The 19,007-nt window shown below is 65.4% G+C and carries 19 protein-coding genes; 8 read left to right on the forward strand and 11 right to left on the reverse strand.

What is annotated here, in order from left to right:
• Positions 1–50 precede the first annotated feature (50 nt).
• The 3 genes from JW805_19535 to JW805_19545 all read right to left on the reverse strand — a co-directional run bounded on the left by JW805_19535 (position 51) and on the right by JW805_19545 (position 3,360).
• A complete protein-coding gene (locus JW805_19535; protein ID MBN2974192.1) occupies positions 51–2,096 on the reverse strand; it encodes an AAA family ATPase in 2,046 nt (681 codons plus the stop codon).
• Positions 2,048–2,545, reverse strand: a complete 498-nt coding sequence (locus JW805_19540; protein ID MBN2974193.1) for a MobA/MobL family protein — start codon at positions 2,543–2,545, stop codon at positions 2,048–2,050. The genes JW805_19535 and JW805_19540 overlap by 49 nt, the downstream gene beginning before the upstream one ends.
• Positions 2,546–2,602: 57 nt before the next feature.
• Positions 2,603–3,360, reverse strand: a protein-coding gene (locus JW805_19545; GenBank protein MBN2974194.1) for an IS5 family transposase whose coding sequence is annotated in 2 segments (ribosomal slippage) — positions 2,603–3,039 and positions 3,039–3,360 — 759 coding nt in all. Because the reading frame shifts where the segments join, the coding sequence is not laid out codon by codon here.
• A gap of 87 nt (positions 3,361–3,447) precedes the next feature.
• Here JW805_19545 and JW805_19550 point away from each other — a divergent pair.
• The 4 genes from JW805_19550 to JW805_19565 all read left to right on the forward strand — a co-directional run bounded on the left by JW805_19550 (position 3,448) and on the right by JW805_19565 (position 5,075).
• A complete protein-coding gene (locus JW805_19550; GenBank protein ID MBN2974195.1) occupies positions 3,448–3,777 on the forward strand; it encodes a DUF305 domain-containing protein in 330 nt (109 codons plus the stop codon).
• An 83-nt stretch (positions 3,778–3,860) separates the two neighbouring features.
• Positions 3,861–4,265, forward strand: a complete 405-nt coding sequence (locus JW805_19555; GenBank protein MBN2974196.1) for a DUF305 domain-containing protein — start codon at positions 3,861–3,863, stop codon at positions 4,263–4,265.
• A 254-nt stretch (positions 4,266–4,519) separates the two neighbouring features.
• The gene (locus tag JW805_19560) at positions 4,520–4,852 is read left to right on the forward strand and encodes a hypothetical protein (GenBank protein ID MBN2974197.1); all 333 of its coding nucleotides are present in this window, start codon (positions 4,520–4,522) and stop codon (positions 4,850–4,852) included.
• A 76-nt stretch (positions 4,853–4,928) separates the two neighbouring features.
• Complete coding sequence (locus JW805_19565; protein ID MBN2974198.1) at positions 4,929–5,075, forward strand: hypothetical protein; 147 nt, start codon at positions 4,929–4,931, stop codon at positions 5,073–5,075.
• A gap of 338 nt (positions 5,076–5,413) precedes the next feature.
• Here the strand turns inward: JW805_19565 and JW805_19570 are convergent, their stop codons facing one another.
• Complete coding sequence (locus JW805_19570) at positions 5,414–5,608, reverse strand: heavy-metal-associated domain-containing protein (GenBank protein MBN2974199.1); 195 nt, start codon at positions 5,606–5,608, stop codon at positions 5,414–5,416.
• A gap of 158 nt (positions 5,609–5,766) precedes the next feature.
• On the opposite strand from JW805_19570, the gene JW805_19575 reads away from it, so the two are divergent.
• The 3 genes from JW805_19575 to JW805_19585 all read left to right on the forward strand — a co-directional run bounded on the left by JW805_19575 (position 5,767) and on the right by JW805_19585 (position 9,081).
• Complete coding sequence (locus JW805_19575; protein MBN2974200.1) at positions 5,767–8,196, forward strand: copper-translocating P-type ATPase; 2,430 nt, start codon at positions 5,767–5,769, stop codon at positions 8,194–8,196.
• Positions 8,197–8,207: 11 nt separating this feature from the next.
• Positions 8,208–8,636 (forward strand): Cu(I)-responsive transcriptional regulator, encoded by a 429-nt coding sequence (cueR, locus tag JW805_19580; GenBank protein MBN2974201.1) that lies wholly within the window; start codon positions 8,208–8,210, stop codon positions 8,634–8,636.
• Between the two features lie 112 nt (positions 8,637–8,748).
• Positions 8,749–9,081 carry a four-helix bundle copper-binding protein gene (locus JW805_19585; GenBank protein ID MBN2974202.1) on the forward strand — a complete coding sequence of 111 codons (333 nt, stop codon included), beginning with the start codon at positions 8,749–8,751 and terminating at the stop codon, positions 9,079–9,081.
• 127 nt (positions 9,082–9,208) lie between these two features.
• Here the strand turns inward: JW805_19585 and JW805_19590 are convergent, their stop codons facing one another.
• From JW805_19590 to copC, 4 genes are all read right to left on the reverse strand, one after another.
• Entirely contained in the window at positions 9,209–11,179 is a 1,971-nt protein-coding gene (locus tag JW805_19590) for a cytochrome c/FTR1 family iron permease (protein MBN2974203.1), read from the reverse strand.
• 239 nt (positions 11,180–11,418) lie between these two features.
• Positions 11,419–14,103: an NAD-dependent epimerase/dehydratase family protein gene (locus JW805_19595; GenBank protein MBN2974204.1), complete on the reverse strand. Its 2,685-nt coding sequence runs from the start codon at positions 14,101–14,103 to the stop codon at positions 11,419–11,421.
• Between the two features lie 249 nt (positions 14,104–14,352).
• Complete coding sequence (copD, locus tag JW805_19600; GenBank protein MBN2974205.1) at positions 14,353–15,279, reverse strand: copper homeostasis membrane protein CopD; 927 nt, start codon at positions 15,277–15,279, stop codon at positions 14,353–14,355.
• Positions 15,280–15,283: 4 nt separating this feature from the next.
• Positions 15,284–15,652, reverse strand: coding sequence for a copper homeostasis periplasmic binding protein CopC (gene copC, locus JW805_19605; GenBank protein MBN2974206.1), 369 nt, complete (start codon positions 15,650–15,652; stop codon positions 15,284–15,286).
• 211 nt (positions 15,653–15,863) lie between these two features.
• On the opposite strand from copC, the gene JW805_19610 reads away from it, so the two are divergent.
• On the forward strand, positions 15,864–16,859 hold the full coding sequence (locus JW805_19610; GenBank protein ID MBN2974207.1) for an NAD(P)/FAD-dependent oxidoreductase: 996 nt from the start codon (positions 15,864–15,866) through the stop codon (positions 16,857–16,859).
• A 329-nt stretch (positions 16,860–17,188) separates the two neighbouring features.
• On the opposite strand, the gene JW805_19615 is transcribed toward JW805_19610, so the two are convergent.
• The 3 genes from JW805_19615 to JW805_19625 form a co-directional block, all read right to left on the reverse strand.
• The gene (locus tag JW805_19615; GenBank protein MBN2974208.1) at positions 17,189–17,914 is read right to left on the reverse strand and encodes a hypothetical protein; all 726 of its coding nucleotides are present in this window, start codon (positions 17,912–17,914) and stop codon (positions 17,189–17,191) included.
• A 179-nt stretch (positions 17,915–18,093) separates the two neighbouring features.
• A complete protein-coding gene (locus JW805_19620) occupies positions 18,094–18,543 on the reverse strand; it encodes a DUF411 domain-containing protein (protein MBN2974209.1) in 450 nt (149 codons plus the stop codon).
• Between the two features lie 60 nt (positions 18,544–18,603).
• Positions 18,604–18,978 (reverse strand): DUF305 domain-containing protein, encoded by a 375-nt coding sequence (locus JW805_19625; GenBank protein MBN2974210.1) that lies wholly within the window; start codon positions 18,976–18,978, stop codon positions 18,604–18,606.
• Between the last annotated feature and the right edge of the window lie 29 nt (positions 18,979–19,007).

A 19,007-nucleotide genomic window follows, 5' to 3' on the forward strand; every position in this document is an offset into this window, starting at 1 on the left:
TCGGCCGCGTCGGTTCCGCCCTGATCGTCCTCGTCCGTCACCCGTCCCCCTTACCGGCTCATGCCACGATCGCGGTCGCGGCCTTGTCCGACCGACTGCGCCAGCTCCTGCCCGATCGACCGGCCCCGCTCCATGTTCAACGCCAGCTCGGGCGCGTGCCGCTTCAAGGCGGATTCGAGCTGCGGGTCGCGATGCAACCCGCCCGCGATGCTCTCCATGCGCTTGCCGAGCTTCTCCGCGCCCGCGCGGTCGCCGGCGCGCTCCATACTGGCCCGCGCCGCCTTCATGTCCTGCCACTGCTCCACGAAGCGCCCCGCACGCTTCTCCGGGTCGATACGGACCTGGCGCTCTACCTCCATCGCCTTCGCCGCGCCGCCCGTGTTCCCTTCGGCCGCGGCGCGTGCGAGCTGGGGGTCGCGCTCGATCGCGCTGGCGAGGTCGCGCGCGCCATTCGGTCGCACCTGGTCGAGCGCGTCGCCCGCCTTCGCCAGCGCCTGTTCCTGGTGCGCCAGCACCGGCAACCCCTTCTCCCGCATCCGGCCTATATCGGCCGCGGCGCGCCCATAGCGTTCGATCGCACGGGCCTGCGAGGGCGCCAGCGGCCGATCGGCCGCGATGCGCTCCGGCGACGTCGTTTTTTCCGACGTCGGTTTCGGCCGGAACCCGGCGAACATGCCCCTGGCCTTGTCGCGCACCTTCTCCGCCACCTGACGCGCGAGTTCCGGGAACCGGATCTCGCGCCGATCGGCGAACGCACGGGCCTGGTCCTGCTCGGGCCGCGCATAGTCGCCGGCCATGTCCTTGCCCCGGTCGCGCGACATGGCGCGGACGAGCTGGCGCTGGTCGGCGAAGTCGTCGCGCCCGTAATGGAGCTGCACGTCATCACGATGCCGCGACATGCCGACATAGGCGCTGTGGCGGTCCATGCCGGGGGTGGCGAGGACGTGGGCGTGATCGACGGTCACGCCCTGCGCCTTATGGAAAGTGGCGGCGTAGCCGTGATCGACCGCGGCATAGTCCTTTGCGTCGAACGCGACCCGCGCGCCGCTGTCGAGCCGAACCTTCATCCCCTCGGCCGATACCTGCTCGATCGTGCCAAGCGTGCCGTTCTTCACCCCTAGCGACCGCTCGTTCCGCAGGAACATCAGGCGGTCGCCGCGCGCGAACGCGCGCGTCCCCCGGTCGGCGCTGAACGTCACGTCGTCGCCAAGGTCGCCGGTCGCGCGAAGTCGGCCGCGCGCTTCCTCGTTCAGCTCGCGGACCTCGGCGTTGGTGTGGGTGAGGATGATGCGGGATTTGCCCGGTTCGGCCTGGCGCTGCCGATCCCAGCCATCGACCAGCTCGCCCCGCGCCTGCTCGCGCGTGTCGGCCGCGTGGACCATGCCCTTGCCGTCATAGGCGTGGATCGCCTCGCCGGTGCGCCCGGTCGCCAGCGCGCGGGTGGCGTCGCGCTGCCAATCCTCGCGCTGCCGGCGAATCTCGGTGATCTCGGCCGCGCCGTGCCGCTCGGTGACGCTGCGGAACGCCGCGCCCGCCTCGATCGCCTGTAACTGCTCGGGGTCGCCGATCATCACGACCTTGGCCCCGGCGTCACGCGCCTGGCTCAACACCCGCTCCATCTGGCGCGAGCCGATCATGCCCGCCTCGTCCACCACCAGCACGTCACGCGGGCCTAGCTGCTCGCGCCCCTGCCCCCATGCGTGCTCAAGGCTGGCGAGGGTGCGGGACTGGATGCCGGACCCGCCCTCAAGGTTCTCGGCCGCGATCCCCGACAAGGCCGCACCGCGCACCTGGTAGCCCTGCCGCTCCCAAGCCTCGCGCGCGACGCCCAACATCGCGGATTTGCCGCTGCCGGCGTAGCCGACGACCGACGCCAGCCCCTTGCGGCCGGTGATATGGTCGAGGGCGTCGCGCTGCTCGGCCGACAAGACGAGCCCCCTGCCCTGGGCCGCGCCGATCGCGGCGTCACGCTGGCGATCGGCGATGCCGTGACCGTCGCGCGCCGCCAGCGCGCCGGCGCTGCGCTCGAGCCGGGCCTCCACCGCGATCATGTCGCGCGACGTGAACCGCTCCTGGTCGCGTCCGTCCTTCCCCAACGCGACCAGCTCGGGGTTGCGCGCACCGCGGTCATCACCTGGTCGAACTGCTCCTTGCCGTCGCTGTGCCGGAACGCGAACACGGCCAGGTCGCGGGTGGTGAACGTCGCCTGCTGCCGGGTGATCGCGTCCAGCGCGATCGACGGGTTGGCGATGATCTTCTCGCCATTGTCGCGGGCGATGCGCGCGTGATCCTCGATCCGCTCGGCCTCAAGCCCCTGCTCCGGTCTGCGCGATGCTGCCGGGCCGATCTTGTGCTGCGGCTCCAGCGCGATCCCCTGCGCCTCATAGGAGCGATGGTCGATCCGCCCTTCAAGCCCCAGCTCGGCCATGCGCTCGTTGACGTGCGCGCTCCACGCCTCGCGCCAGTCCTTCAACAGCTCGGTGCTGTTCCAGCCCCGGTTTTTCTTCCCGAACCCCTCCGGCCCCACATCGCGCATCGCCAGCATCACAGGGGGCGTTTGCGGGAGGGGGCGGAATCCTACGCTAGGGTCAGGACTCATTGGTCATAGCCAGAAGATGACGGTGGCCGCGAGGGCGACGGCAGAGAAGAAGACGGTTGGGCAGCGGTCGTAGCGAGTTGCGACGCGGCGCCAATCCTTCAGACGGCCGAACATGATCTCGATGCGGCTGCGGCGCCGGTAGCGGCGCTTGTCGTATCTGACCGGCTCGTTGCGCGATCTGCGGCCCGGGATGCAGGGCTGGATGCCTTTGGCTTCCAGGGCGTCTCTGAACCAATCGGCATCATAACCACGGTCGCCAAGCAGCCACTGTGCTTTCGGCAGATCGTCGAGCAAGGCTGCCGCGCCGGTGTAGTCGCTGACCTGCCCGGCGGTCATGAAGAAGCTCAAGGGCCGCCCGTCCGCATCGCTGACGGCGTGCAGTTTGGTGTTCATGCCGCCTTTCGTGCGGCCGATCAGACGGCCGAGATCCCCTTTTTTACCCGCAGACTCGATGCCGTGCGGTGTGCCTTCAGGTAGGTCGCGTCGATCATGACGGTCTTCGGCACGGCCTCCGCTGCCGCGAGACCTTCCATCATTCGCAGGAAAATACCCCTCTCGCTCCACCGCTTCCAGCGATTGTAGAGCGTCTTGTGCGGCCCATAGTCCTTCGGTGCATCACACCAGCGTAGCCCGTTGCGATTGACGAAAATGATGCCGCTGAGCACCCGCCGATCATCGACCCGAGGCTTGCCATGGCTCTTGGGAAAGAACGGTTGCAGACGCGCCATCTGCTCATCCGTCAGCCAGTACAGGTCGCTCATCCACTCTCTCCTCACGGAGCCTGAATCAGATCGCGCCTCCCACATCAATGGGTCCTGACCCTAGGCAGCTTCTACAACAACCTGAATATGTTCTATATGACGCTGATGATGGTCGCGCCGATGGTAGTCGCGATGATCCTCGCCATGCGCCATATGTTTCCTTCCAGGGCGGCGAACAGCGCACTAATTATCGGCTCGATCGCGGTCTTCCTCGGCAGCTACGCGCTGATCCGGACGCAGACGACGATCGGAGACCGGGCGTTCACGCGGTCGATGATTCCGCATCACTCGGGCGCGATCCTGATGTGCCAAGAGGCGTCGCTCCGTGATCCCGAGTTGAAAGCGCTATGCGGCGAAATCATCAAGGGGCAGCGCCGCGAGATCGATCAGATGAAGGCCATTCTTCCCCGGCTTTGAACCGAAGCGCGACTGATAGGACAAGCCACCCAACGATTATCGCTTCGGCGGATGAGGGGGGCGCGCTTCCGGCGCGTAGAAAATTGACACGACCCGAGGAGATCGAGCTGCGTATTGTACCCGTGCTGGCGACCCTTGCCTTGCTCGCTACCCCGGCCCTAGCCCAGCAGGCGGGGCATCAGGGCATGAACCATCAAGGCATGGATCATTCCAAGATGATGCAGCCAACCGCGGCCAACCCCTACGGCCCGGCCGAGATGGACATGCACCAGAAGATGATGGCGGCGAAGGGAGCCGATGCCGGCGAGACGTGGATTCGCAAGATGATCGAGCATCACCGCGGTGCGGTCGCGATGTCGCAGATCGCGCTTCGCAGTTCCCAGAATGCAGAGGTCCGGGGCGAGGCGCAGAAAGCCATCACAAGCCAGAACCGCGAAATCGCGACCCTGAATGCGATGCTCCGCAAAATGGGCAAGCCTGCTCAATAACCGCATGGTCCCGCTCCAATCGGACGGGACCGCCAACGATGCTTCGACCAAGATCTGTATGCGCTACCTGATCGCCGCGCTGGCGCTGGGCGTTCGTCGGACGACCTTGGCGGCGACGTGACGGTGAAGGCCGAGCGGGGGACACGCCAGTTCGCGACCGGCGACCGCATCATGTTCCTTCGCAACGAACGGGGCATGGGGGTCAAGAACGGCACGCTCGCCCGATCGAGCGGGTATCGCCCGAGGGCATGGCGGTGCGCCTCGATGACGGGCGCGGTGTCGCGTTCGACACCAAGGATTATGCCCATGTCGATCATGGCTATGCCGCCACCATCCATAAATCGCAGGGGGTGACGGTCGATCGCGCCCCTGTCCTCGCCACCCCCGGCATGGACCGGCACAGCGCCTATGTCGGCATGTCGCGGCATCGCGACGACGTGCATCTCCATTACGGCCGCGCGACTTCGCCGACCAGCGCCAGCTCGTCCGCGCCCTGTCGCGCGACCGGGCAAGGGACATGGCGGGCGACCATGCCCGGCCCGAGCAGGACCAGGCCCGCGCGTTCGACCGGTTGCGTGCCGCGATAGAAGGTCAGGACCGTGAGCTGGCATTGCTACGCCGTGCCGTGGAGGGCTTGGCGGCCGAGCGCGCCGCGCGATCAACGTGCCCGACTACAGCAAGGCGCTTGGCGTGCTTCAGCAGGGCGTGGACACGGCGACCGGCCGCATCGACCATGTTGTCCATATTCTTTCCAAAGCCCCGGTCATGGCGATGACGCCCAAGCAGATGGCGCAGCGCATCGCGGCGTGAACGCTCGGCCTACCACGTTAGGAAGCAGGGCAGCGCCTAATGCAGAGCGCCAGCCCGACCGCGTTCCGTGGGATCGTCGCGGCCGACAGAATCGTGACGGTTAATCGCGAAGCGATTGAAAGGTGCGTAGAAGCTGCTGCGAAAGCCCGTGAGACGGTGCGATGCACCGTCAAGGTCGCGCCCGCCCCATAAAGTAACAACGCGGACTTTTGAGGCTTCAGCCGGTGTCATGACCGTTTCAGGCCGGTGCACTTATGATCGCGAGGCGGGCGCGTGCGGATCAACGCACAATCCTTTTACGCGCCCGCCCCGAAAGCCCTCAGGCAAAATAGGGCTCTCTATTGCGTCACCGCGAAGCCGGCCTTCTCTATGGCCCGCTTGAGTTGCTGTACATCGGCCGTCGAGCTTACCGAAACGGTCTTGCTCGCCAAGTCGACGTTGACGACGGCCTTGGCATCGACGCGCTGAAGCGCGCTGGTCACACCGCGCGCACAGCCTCCGCAGGTCATTCCCTGAACTTTGAAATCGATCATCTTCGTTCTTCCATGAGGTGGATGAAGCAGATGTGGGGTTTGACACTGTGTCAGGGTCAAGGGGTGTATTTAGCTGTTGACCTTGACACGATGTGAGGGACGATAAGGCCATCGACTCAGTAGTGGAGACGACCATGAGCGCCCCGGCGCAGCTGCCAATGCAGACACAGGCGAGAAGCGAAGACAGGCTGTCGCTGGCCATCGATGGCATGACCTGCGCGACGTGTGTCGGGCGGGTGGAGCGCGCCATCGCCGGGGTGCCGGGCGTCGCCGGCGTCTCGGTCAATCTCGCGACGGAGCGCGCGAACGTCGAGTTCGTCGATGGACGATCCGATGTCGCTGCCGTAGCCGATGCGGTTCTTGCGGCGGGCTACACCCCGTTGACGCAAACGACCGAGTTGACGATCACGGGCATGACCTGCGCCTCATGTGTCGGCCGGGTCGAGAAGGCGCTGCTGAAAGTGCCCGGCGTCCGCTCCGCGAGTGTCAACCTGGCAGCCGAGACGGCGCGGATCGAAACGGTGGGTGGCGTCCCCACTTATGTCTTGGTCGAGGCCGTCGAAAGCGCTGGTTACACCGCATTCGCGCGCACCGGATCGGCGGAGGCGGAACGAAGCGCCGAGGACGCCCGCCGCGACGCAGCCGCAACAAGAGAGCTCCGCCACGTGCTGATCGCCGCGGCGCTGTCGCTGCCGCTGGTCGTTCCGATGCTGCTGGCCCCGTTCGGTATCGAGGTGGCGGTGCCGGGCTGGATCCAGCTGCTGCTCGCGACGCCCGTGCAGTTCTGGCTGGGCGCGCGCTTCTATCGCGCGGGTTGGAAGGCCGCGCGCGCCCGAACCGGCAACATGGACCTGTTGGTCGCGATCGGCACATCGGCCGCCTACGGGCTCAGCCTCTACCAGCTGCTGTTCGCGCCGATGCACGGCATGGATGCGCATTATTACTTCGAGGCTTCGGCCGTCGTCATCACCCTTATCCTGCTCGGCAAATGGCTCGAAGGCCGCGCCAAGCGTCAGACCGGAGAGGCGATCCGCGCGCTGATGGCGCTGCGGCCCGACCAGGCTCGCGTTGTCGGCACCGACGGCAGCGAACGAGAGATTGCCCTGGCGGAGGTGCGCTCGGGTGACCGCGTCCGCGTCCGGCCCGGCGAGCGCATCCCCGTCGATGGACGACTGATCGAGGGAGCAACCCATGTCGATGAATCCATGCTCACCGGAGAGAGCCTTCCGGTCGCCAAGGCCGCTGGAGACCCAGTGACCGGCGGATCGATCAACGCGGACGGCCTCATCCTGGTCGAGACGACGGCGGTGGGGGCTGAGACCACCCTCGCTCGCATCGTGCGCCTTGTCGAAAGCGCGCAGGGCGCCAAGGCTCCGATCCAGCGGCTCGTCGACAAGGTCAGCGCCGTGTTCGTGCCAATCGTCCTCGTCATAGCCGCGCTGACCCTCGCCGGCTGGCTGATCGCCGGCGCCGGAGCGGAAGTCGCGATCCTGAACGCGGTCGCGGTGCTCGTCATCGCCTGTCCGTGCGCGCTCGGCCTGGCCACGCCGACCGCGATCATGGCCGGCACGGGCGTTGCCGCGCGGGCCGGTGTCCTCATCAAGGACGCGGAGGCGCTGGAGACCGCGCACCGCATCAACATCGTCGCGTTCGACAAGACCGGCACGCTGACCGAGGGCAAGCCCTCGCTGCTGGCCGCACTGCCGGCCGAGGGGGCCGAACGCGCCGAGCTGATCGCGCTCGCCGCGGCGCTTCAGGCTGGAAGCGAGCATCCGCTCGCCCGGGCCGTCTTGGCGTGGGCCAGCTCGGAAGGCGTCGAACCCGCCCGCGCCAACGGGATGCGCGGCCTGCCCGGCCGCGGGGTTGCTGCAGACGTCAACGGCCGCAACCTGATCCTCGGCAGCACGCGCTTGATGGACGACGAAGCTATCGTGATGACACCGCTGGCGAGTGAGGCGGCCAGGCTGGAAGCCGAGGGACGGACGGTCTCCTGGGTCGCGGAACGCGCGCCCGAACGCCGCCTTCTCGGCCTTCTGGCGTTCGGCGACGAGGTCAAGGCTTCCGCCGCTGCTGCCGTGGCGGCGCTGCATGGCCGTGGCATACGCAGCGTGATGCTGACCGGAGACAATGCGGGAAGCGCCCGCGCAGCGGCGGCCAAGCTCGGCATCGACGATTTCGTTGCCAATGTCCTGCCGGAAGGAAAGTCGGATGCGGTGGCAGCATTGCGGGGCGGGGACCGCACGGTCGCGATGGTCGGGGACGGCGTCAACGACGCCCCTGCCCTCGCTGCAGCAGATGTCGGCATCGCCATGTCAACCGGAACAGACGTTGCGATGCACGCAGCGGGCATCACGCTGATGCGGGGCGATCCGCGCCTGGTCGCGGACGCGATCGACATCTCCAAACGGACATATTCCAAGATCCGCCAGGGGCTGTTCTGGGCGTTCATCTACAACCTGGTCGGCATCCCGCTGGCAGCGTTCGGGTATCTAAGCCCGGTGATCGCCGGCGCGGCGATGGCGCTGTCGAGTGTCAGCGTCGTCGCCAATGCTCTGACGCTTCGCCGTTGGCGTCCGACAGCGGCTTGAGGAGGCGATACGTGAATATAGGACAGGCGGCCAAAGCTTCGGGCGTCAGCCAGCGGATGATCCGCCATTATGAGGCGATCGGCCTCATTCCGAAGGCCACGCGGCGTGATTCCGGCTACCGCGACTATGACGAACGCGAAGTCCACATGTTGCGCTTCATCGGCCGCGCACGCGATCTGGGCTTTCCAATTTCGGAGATCGGCCAGCTCGTCGCGCTGTGGCAGGACGGCGATCGGGCGAGTGGTGAGGTCAAGGCCCTCGCGCTTGCACGAGCCGCGGAGATGGAGCGCAAGGAGCACGAGCTCCGAGCGATGCGCAAGTCGCTCGAAGATCTGGCGCGTCGCTGCGCGGGCGGAGATCGACCGGATTGCCCGATCCTGGACGATCTTGCGATCGGAGTGGAACATGTGAGTCTGCGTTGCGCTAAAGAAAAGGGTTGACCTTGGACCATGGTCCGAGCCGCAAGGACGGTGAAGTCCCGACCCCGGCGAGGGAAAGCGCCAAGAACCGCGTATATACAAGGGGAGGGGGGCGCATATGGAAGGAAAGACAATGCATCAGATCGATCCCGAGATGAAGGCGTGCATGGACGCCTGCCATGAATGCCACATCACCTGCCTTCACATGGCGATGAATCACTGCCTGGAGGCGGGCGGGCGACACGCCGAGCCTCAGCACATGAAGCTGATGCTGGACTGTGCTCAGATTTGCAGTGTCGCGATCGACTTCATGGCGCGCAAGTCCGAGCACCACCGGCATATCTGCCGCGAGTGCGCCGAGATTTGCCGGGCGTGCGCGTCGAGCTGCGAAGGGCTGGACGGCATGGAGGATTGCGTCGCCGCGTGTCGCAAGTGCGCCGACGCTTGCGACAAGATGGCCGCGTAAATGGCCCGAGGGCGGCGCTTTCCCCGCCGCCCTCCCGTTACATTGCGAGCCAAGGCGCGTGAGACGGTGCGATGCACGGTCAGGGTTGGCAGCAACGCTTTAGAGAGGGGCGTCACCTGCCCTGCCGCTAGGCTAGCGGCCCGCCCGTCCGCGGCTTGGCGCGGCGGTTCCAGGCGAACCCGATCATGATCGCGGCAAGCATCAGGAGTTGTGCCAGCACCGACTGAAATGTCGGGAACAGGCCCAACATCGAGATACGTGGCACGCTGGCGAGCGGCGCTATGTCGATGATCCCCGCCTCTTGGAGAGCAGCGACTCCCTTACCGGCCAGCACGACCGTCAGAGCGGCCATCAGCCATGAGCTGTAGCGGAAGAACTGCGTAATCGGCAGCGTCCGGCTGTAGCGGAGCATGGCCCAGGCGATGACGGCGAGAAGGCTGATCGCTGCGCCGGCCCCGGCCAGCAGCATCGCGGTGTTCCCCTGTGTCGAGAGCGCGGCGTAGAAAAGGATCGTCTCGAATACCTCCCGATAGACAACCAGGAATGCGAGCCCGAACAGGAACCATCCCGACCCGCCCGATAGCGCCCGTGACATTTTCTCGCGGATATAGCGTTGCCATTGATCAGCTTGTGCCTTGCCGTGCATCCAGATTCCGACCGAGAGCAGGACCACGGCCGCGAACAGCGAGCCGAACCCTTCCGTCAGTTCCCGGCTCGCGCCGCTTATACCGATCGCATAGGTGGCAACCGCCCAGGTAATCCCGCCGGCGACGAGCGCGCCGACCCAGCCACCATGCACATAGCGCATGGCTTCCGGCCGCTCCGCTTTGCGGAGGAACGCAATCATGGCCACCACGATCAAGAGAGCTTCCAGCCCTTCGCGCAGCAGGATCGTGAAGGCTCCCAAGAAGGTGGACGCCTGCGTCGCGGCGTCGGGCGCGAGCGCGGCCTCGGCATCATCGAACAGGCCGCCCAGCACTGCCACTCGTTCGGTCACGTCATCGGCTGACGTGCTGCTCTCCACAGCGGCGCGATATTCTCCCATCGCGCCTTCGATCCGGGACATGAGGTTCGGGTCGCGCGCCGAGAGCGTCGGTTCGATCGGCTCGAACCCGTCGAGGTAGGCGGACAGCGCCAGTTCCTTTGCAGCGCGCCGGTCGCCGCGCTGGAACGCGGCGAGGCTTTGCGCAAGCTTGGCGCGCGCCACGGCGAGCGGGCTTGGGGCTTGTTGCATCACCTGATCGGGGTGGCGACGCAGATAGGCGAGCACCGCGTCGGCTTTCACCTGCCCGATGCTGCCCGCAAGCGCGGCGGGGGTGAGCGCGACCAGGGTTTTCAGGTCGGGAATTCGTGCCCGCAAGCTCGCGTCCGACTTCCACAGCCGCTCACCCTCGACCGCTTGTGCGTCGGTGGAGGCGAAGCTGCCGGAGCGGAACGCGAGCGCCCAGCGCTGATCGCTAGACAGATCGACGAAGCTCTGCATCGCGGTTCCGTCGATGCCTTGGCTTATCACCTGATAGAGCGCGAACACGCTGCGCTGGCGCGCTCGCTCGGCATCAGTAAAGGCGATCGGTGGCGGGTCGAGCTTGGCGGCGTCGGGACCGTGCCCGTTGCCTGTCATGCCGTGGCAGGACGCGCAGGATTGTCGAAAAACCGCTCCTGCTGTGGAGATGTCCGGTGTCTTGTCCGGGGCGAGCGGAACCGGATAGGCCTTGAGCAGATCGGCGGCGAGCCCGTAGGCGAGCGCCGCGACCTGTTGGGCCGAGCCCTTGCGGGCAATCACGCCTTGGAGCTGCGAAGCCCGTTGGATCAGGGATTGCCGCTCAGGTGTCGCAGGGAGCGCGCGCAGGCGGGTGGACACGCCTGCGGCGAACTCCGTCATCTCCGCGTATTCGGACGCACTTGTGACCGCGCCGTTGGCGACCGCACCGCCATAATCGACCGCCATATAATCGAGCAGACGCCAAGCGGTTTGCACGTCGCCGGGATCGGCCGTCGCCGCAGCGGGAATCAACAGCAGCATAAGCGACGCGACCAGCGCGAGTGCAGGCTTAATCAGCGCGACCCGAAGTGACGGCATATGGGTGATCGTCTCCAAGCTTTACTCGTCGCGCACTATGCGAACAGCTCTCATTAGCAGTATTGGGCGGAGGGCGCGATCACCAAGGCAGCCGATGATGAACATCGCCGCGTCAACGGGCGATCGTCGCCGGCGACAGATCGTGACCGTGAACCGGTCCCGATTGAACGACGCAAGAAAGCGGCGACGAAGGCACGCGAGACGGTGCGATGCGCGATCAAGGTCCGCAATGGAGCCAGCAGTGATCGAGGATACTTTCAGATCACGTACTTGTCCCAGCCTGCATAATGCTCGGCGCTGCGCTTCCCCCTTGGAAAGCTGAGGCCGACGAGCGCAATGCCCGCTACGACCGAGGCCACGGCACCAAGGTGACCAACGCCGTCCAGGAGGAAAGGCGCGGCCACGAGCCAGGCTCCGAACGCGACATTGATCAGCCGCAGCACGCGGGCAACCTCCGCTGTGGCGATGATCGCGACCGTGATGACCAGCGCACCCACAACGTGATCGCTGTTCGCCATCCCGCCTTCCGTGCCGAACAATACCCGGGTGAGCATCAGCAGGACGCCGATGACGATGCTCGCAGTCAGCGTCCATGGCAGGGTCAGACCCTTCTTCGCGTCCGCCCAGAAGGTGCTTGGCGAGGCCATCGCGTCCGAGGTGTCCTCTCCGCCGGCCGCGATCGCGTCGCCTTGGAAGAAGGTGCGGATCAGCGGTTTGCCTTGCCGGCGCGCCCAGAGAAGGAACTGACCCATCGCAATCACCTCGTCGAGCGCGAACGGGATCATGATCAGCATGGCGAGCGCGGCGATCAGCGCCAGCGTGCTCCACGTGCCGATGACGATCGGCTGGCTGATGATGAAGTAGATGCTGACGACGCCGAGCGGGATGACCAGAATGCCGAAGAAGGTCACCATCCACGGCATGGTCCGCCAGCGGTCGCGGGTGCCCATTACCGCCATCAGGATCTCGAGGACATAGCTGACCGTGCCGAGCCCACCATCGGGAATCGGCCAGGCCTTGGACATGTCCGAGGTGATGATCTCCTCGGTGCCGTTGCGTGGATCGCTCAGGGAGCCGGCGAAAAACGGCTCCCAAACGCCGTCAATATGCCCCAGTTGGTAGGCGGTGAGGATGCGCGAGGTGAGAAGGCCGATCAGACCCATGGCGACGATCGGCAGCCGCTGTGCGTCGGTGGATGGCGAATAGGTCCAGCCGGGCGGGATGTTCTTGGGGTCCATCATGCCCGCCATGCTCATGCCCGGCATCATCGGCACGAGCACCGACAGGGCGATCACGGCCGAGCCGATGAGCAGGTTGTTGTTGTACTGAGCGGCGCTCGGGCTCCAGAAGATCAGCGGGGCGAAGAACAGCCAGATGCCGACGAACGCCACCGCCCACTGCGCCCATGTCTTGGTGCGCGGAACGAGCGACAGCGCGCCGAACAGCACGATGGCGAGGCCGCTGACGACATCGCTGATGGCCAGCGCGTTCGCCCGCCACTCAATCGACGGCAACCCGCGATCAATCGTTACGAAGCGCGCGGCCTCGCCGACGCTCTGCGTGGTCACGGAGTCGTATATGAGCGGGCTGGAGGCGAGCCACAGCCCAAGACCGATGTTCGCGTAAAGAGCCCAGCGCGCACGGCGCTCGTCCCGGTCCATTATGGCCATGTGATCGCCGTGTGCACCGTGACCGGTCATCGCCATGTCCGCCGCGCCAGGTCGGTGCCCCATGGCAGCATGGTCCATGCTGCTATGGTCCGCAGCCCCGTGATCCATGTCGGCCATTCCACCGCCTGCCGCTGCGGGTTGTTGGCCCGGCGCTACAGGTTCGGCCTCTGGCTTATCGTGCCAGGCAACCAGATTCTCGTTAAGCTTGTTGTTCCGATACCAGGCCCGCGGGTGGCGCTTCAGCGCGGCGACGATCGTCGGCAGCGTGTCCCGGAGGCGATGCTTCGGTTCCCAACCGAGCAGCAAGCGGGCGCGTGAAATATCGAGGATATAGTGGTCGTTGCTGCTGTCGATCATCCAGGGCTGGATGAAGTCGTCGCTGCCGAGCGCTTCGTTCTGCAGGATGATCCCGGCTTTCGCGAGCGGCTGCGGAATCCGGATCGTCTTCCAGCCCTCGCCGTGGAGCGCCTCGCCGACGATGTCCTGGATCTCGGCATAGCCGGGTGCGTCGGGCTCGCCGATGAGCAGCGGCAGTTCTGACGGCAGTTCGTGCCGCCGATCGACCAGACGCAGCACGGCGTCAGCCAAGTCGTCGCGGTGCACCGATGACTGCGCCGCACACAGCATGCCGGGATAAAAATGCGAAATCAGGCGGTGCTCGTAAATCTGCGATATCTGCTGCGCGAGAAAAGCCGAGCGTCCGTCGTCGTCGTAAACTCCGGCGGCGCGCATATAAACGACGGGGATGTTTCCGTGGCGCTCATGCAGCAATGTCTCGGCGTCGACCTTGGACTGCGGATAGGCCCAGGACGCGCCGATCGGCGAGTCCTCGTTGATGCGCTCGTCGGGTGTGGGGGTCGGCTTATGAACGAGCATCGTGCTGGCGAAGACGAATTGTCCGACTTCGAACGATTGCAGCCCGTCAATCAGCCGGCGGGTGCCCTGCACGGTGACCTTGTCGTAGAGCGGATTGGGGTCACCCGTGATATCATAATAGGCGGCGAGGTGGATCACCGAGGCGATGCGGTTGCCGTACCGTGCGCGCACCTCGTCAAGCGCAACTCGGACCGCTTCGTCTGACCCGAGGTCTATGTCGATCGCCGCCGCGGGCGGCGGTGGGTCGGGAGGGCCGGCGCGATCAAGGCCGACGACCGTGTAGCGCTCGCCGAGCTGGGCAATCAGCGCTGCGGCGATAAAACCGCTCGCACCCGTGATGAGGACGACTTCGCCACCCTGGCCGCTGCCGGCTTCACTGCGTTTGCCATCGGTCATGACTTTGCCACCCTTGTTCATTCATCTCTGAAAACACTGACAGGCCCACCCGGACCAACCCTCTCGCACGCCCAGCTTTGCAGCGCGACGCGGCCTTCCCGCAAGCGCCTGTGGGCGACTTAGGGCGTCGGACACGTAAGCTCAGTCCAAGCGGGGGGTGTCTTGGGAGGCGAGGGTTAAGCCGCGTAAGTGGGTAAAAGAAGGTGGAAGGCCTGAGCGGCGCTTGCGTGGACGGTTGGTCCATAGCGCTTACATGCCCGACGCGGGTGGCGCGAGGGTGCCTAGCCATGCCACGAGCGCCAGGATGCCGATCACGCAGGCTGTCTCGACCGCAAGGCTGGCCCGCAGCGCCGTAAGCGCCCCGCCATGGTCGTTCATGGCAATCGAGCGCTCGAAGGCCGGCGTGAGGCGGAAACGATTGAGTGAAGCGAGCCCCAGCATCGCTGCGAACAAGACCAGTTTGGCGAGCAGCAGCAGGCCGTAGAGTGTCGTCCCCAAGGCCGTGAAATTGGTCGGCCCGACGAGCAGCCAACTATTGATCAAACCAGTTACCACCAGGGTAACAACAACGAGCGTACCAACGGAGCCAAACCCGTGCAGGGCGCGATGGGTCAGCCGAAGGTGCGCAGCATCGATCTCCTCGGCGCGCCGCGCCATCAGGAGAAGCAATCCGAACAGCGCCCCGACCCACAGACCGGCAGCAAGGAGATGGAGGATGTCCGCAGTGAGGTGAAGCCATCCCGTGCTTCCCTCGCTCGCGGCACCATGCCCGTTCCACGCGAGTGTCGCCAATGCCGCGGCTGCCGCAATCATGGCCATAGCCAGCCATGATGCTCTGCCTCGCGCCAGCAGGGCTGCACCGCCGGCGATGACGAGCGCCACCATACGCACCTTCCAGGCGGTGCCAACCGCCGACCCTCCGAGCAGCGCGGCCGCAGCAGCCTGATCGATCGGCCAGAACGGAGATCCGGCCATCGCCGAGGCCATGAGGATCAGGCCAGCGGCCGAGAGAAGCAACCCGAGCGCCGCGCTTGCCGTGAGCCAAGGCCGCAGCGCGATTGCATCATCGCGCTCGCCAAGGCGAAGGCCGTAGAGGCTGAAGGCCGACAGGCCGAACAGCGCCGCCAGGACCAGGTACAACGCCAAGCGGATGGCGACGGTCGGCCAGTCGAGCATTCGCTCACTTCACCGTGAAATTGTAGCTGCCGGTGATTTTATGTGTGTCGCCAGAGACGACCTGCCAGTCGACGCTGTAGCGTCCACGCGGGAGACGCTGCTTCGGGGTGATGGTGAGCGTCCGGCCATCGGCGCCGACTGCGGCGCTGCTGGGCATTTTCATGGCCGCCATGCCCGGCATCGCTGCCATGGTAAGGTCGGCCTTGGAGAAAGCCGGCACGAGTTTCTCGCTGAACTGAAGGCTGATCTTCTCGGGGGTCGCGACGGCCGCGTTGGCGGCGGGGCTGGAGGACACCAGCTTCGGGTGCGCGTTCGCCACGCCGCCTGCGAAGAATAAGGCCGCGGCGGCAGTCGTGATGAACAAGCGACGCATCAGGGTAATCTCCATTTCGATTGGGTTCACCTGTATTACGCAGCCGGGCGGGTCACCCCTCACGATCTTTTTCGTGCCGACGCACCGCTCTCGATGAGGGGCCGGCGGTGGCGGCGCGTATTCAGAAGGGAGCATGGGGCGCTTTTCACCGCGTCTCCTCTCGAGACGAACTGTGGCCGCGGGCCTGGACGGGCGCATGCGCGGGGTAATGATGAGGTTGCGATTGACCGATCAAGGCTGGACGGGCGACCCCGAGGAGGTCATCGACTGTCTGATTGTGGGCGGCGGTCCAGCGGGCCTCATGACCGCGATCTATCTGTCGCGGTTTCTCAGGAGCTGCGTCGTCTATGACGCGGCGGCAGGGCGCGTCGCCTCCATCCCGCACTCGCGCAACCTGCCAGGATTTCCCGGAGGCATTTCCGGCGTCGCGTTTCTTGCGCGATTGCAGGCTCAGCTGCGCGAATATGGCGGTACGGTCCAGAGAGGTGAGATTGACGCAATCGTCGCGTCAGGCGACCACTTCTCGGCAAGCTGCGAACTGAACGTCCTGTATGCGCGGACCGTTGTCCTTGCGACGGGCGTCGTCAACCGGCGTCCCGAGATGCCTGATGCGATGCATGACATCGGCGTGGCGCGTGGGCTTCTCCGCTATTGCCCGATCTGCGATGGTTATGAGGCCCGGCGCATGAACGTGGCGGTGCTCGGCGGCGATGGTCATGGTGCTGAAGAAGCCGAATTCCTGAGGGCTTATGGGGCCAAGGTCACGCTTCTGGCCGAACGCTCGCTCGATCTTGGGCCGACCGAACTTGCCAAGCTGGACCAGCAGGGCATTGATGTCGCCCCCTCGCCTGTCGGGCAGTTGCGTCTTGGCGAGTGTGTCGAGGTGAGGCTGGCCAATGGCTTGGAGCTACAATTCGACACGCTTTACCCCGCACTCGGCTCATCACCTCGGACGCGGCTTGCCTCTTTGCTCGGAGCACAGCTCAGCGAATCCGGGTGCGTGCTAACCAATGCCCACCAACAAACCTCGGTTAAGGGTCTCTACGCAGTCGGCGACGTCGTGGAAGGGCTCGATCAGATCAGCGTCGCAGCCGGACAAGCGGCGATCGCTGCGACCGCAATTCATAACCTGTTGCGCGACCGCGACAGTGGATTGTCATCCGCCCTCGCCGGGCTGTATTCCGCTCGGAGCGTACCGCCGACGTAGCGGGAGCCATTGGCGGTGCGACGAGCGAACACCGCCAACAAAGCGCTGATCGCCGGCTCGCTTGTCATCTTCTTCGGCTGCTTCGCGCTTATTCGTATCCACACGACGATCGGCGACACGGCCTTTCTCCGTTCGATGATCCCGTACCACGATCCCGTGGCTCGCGCGCGAGTGCATCGAGACAGTGTGCTATTATCAGGGTCGGGGTTCCTCGACACGCCCGAGCGGAGCCGGGATCGCTGGCGGCATCCTACGGCACGAAGGTCGGCGCTGCCGCATTCTCCTTCGAACCGCGCCAACACGCGAGCGGCTACTAAGCGTCGGGCCCCTCAGAACGCCAAGTGGTTTATTCCGCCATGCATGAAGGTTCCGCCGAGGAACCCCTGAATTGAGATCGCGAGCGTCATCAGGCCAAGCACCACCCAATACAACGACCGCGACCGCTCGGGACCCTTGCGGTGGCGGGCTGCCATCCAAGCCAGCACGACGCCGAAGACCGCGATCGATGTTCCGAGCCAGCGATGCGTCATCAGGATAGGGTTGCGGTCGGTCAGGTAGAACCCGCCTGCGAACCAGCCCAGGAACGCCGCTGCGATCGCTCCCAGCGCGCCGACCACCAGCATTATGTGTGCGACATGCTGATAGTCCCGGTTGCGGCGCCATAACCCGAACAGCTCTAACCCGAACGCGCCGATGAACATGGCGATGGGAAAATGAATGACCATGGTGTGCAGCCGGCCCAGCCAGCTCACAAGCCGTTCGCCGAAACTCTTGTTCTTGTTGGCGGTCTCCTCGTGCATGCCGCCCATGTCCATGTCGTCGCCGGCGATGTCGCGGCCACCCATGTTCATGTCCACAGTCGACATAGAGCCCATGCCCATGTGGCCGTCGCCAGCGTCCGCCCCATCTGCTTTCTGCGTCTCGGCTGCGCTGTTAGCGACCGGCCCGGGACCCGCCCCGAGCGCATTGTGATCTTCGTGCGCCGATGCCGACGTGCTGACTGATATTGCAACCGCAAGAAGTATAGCGAAGGTCCCGCCTCGTTTGCCGCCCATCACCTGACCCCTTGATCCGTGTTCATCCATTCCCGTTTACGCACGCCCGGCCTTCTCCCCTCACCCGCCCATTAGCTCTTTCCGTGAGACTTTTCGTCTGCTTCGACGCGAACTGGATGGAGGAGTCACGCTGGCAGCGGCAGGCGCGTCCTGCCGGCCCTAACCAGAAAAATCGCCGATCAGCTGCCGTGGCGGGCGAACAAGCGGCGTCCGCCGGTGCCGAAGGCGACCACGTCATAGGCCTGCGCCTTGACGCCCGGCACTTCCATTCCCGGCGAGCCGAGCGGCATACCGCCGACCGCCAGGCCCCGCACGCCCTTGGGCCGGGTCGCAAGAGCCCGCTTCATGTCGGCGATCGGCACGTGGCCCTCGAAAGCCATGCCATCGGCGATCGCGGTGTGGCAGGACGAGAGGTCCGCGGGAACGCCCGCGCGCTTCTGCAGCGCCGGGCGGTTAGAATCATCGACGACGCGCACCTGCCGGCCGAGCTGCTGCTGCACCTGCGCCGCCCACTTGGCGCAACAGCCGCAGCCGGGGTCGCGGTGCATAACGATCGGGGTAGCCGCGCTGGCGGCAACCGGAACCAACAAGGCTGCGGCAGTAAGCGCAAATCGCAACGCTGACTTCATGGAAAAATCTCCTTGGTCATTCCTCCCGTTGCTCGCTGGGGGCGGGAGGAATGAGGCTTATTACTGAGGACGCTTGCCCATCGACCGGAGCATCGCCTGGAGTTCACCGATGCTCTTGTTCTGCTCGGCAATCGATTTCTGAGCCATTTGCCGGGTCTTCGCATCGGGCGACTCCCGGAGAACGATCTGCGACATGGCGATCGCACCGCGGTGATGCTCGATCATCTTGCGGACCCACGTCTCGCTCGCATTAGCGCCCTTGGCCTTCATCATCTTTTCATGCATCGCCATTTCGGCGGGCATGAAGGGCGTGTTCATGCCAGGCATGTTGTCGTGGTTCATGCCTTGCATTTTCGAGTGGTCCATGCCCTGCTGAGCCAAAGCGGGGCTCGCCGACATCGCGGCCAGAGCCAGAAGCGTTACTGCCTTGAACATCGATTTCTCCTTCTTGGCCTTGGCCAACG

It is taken from the genome of Roseomonas aeriglobus (genome assembly GCA_016937575.1).
Classification (GTDB): domain Bacteria; phylum Pseudomonadota; class Alphaproteobacteria; order Sphingomonadales; family Sphingomonadaceae; genus Sphingomonas; species Sphingomonas aerigloba.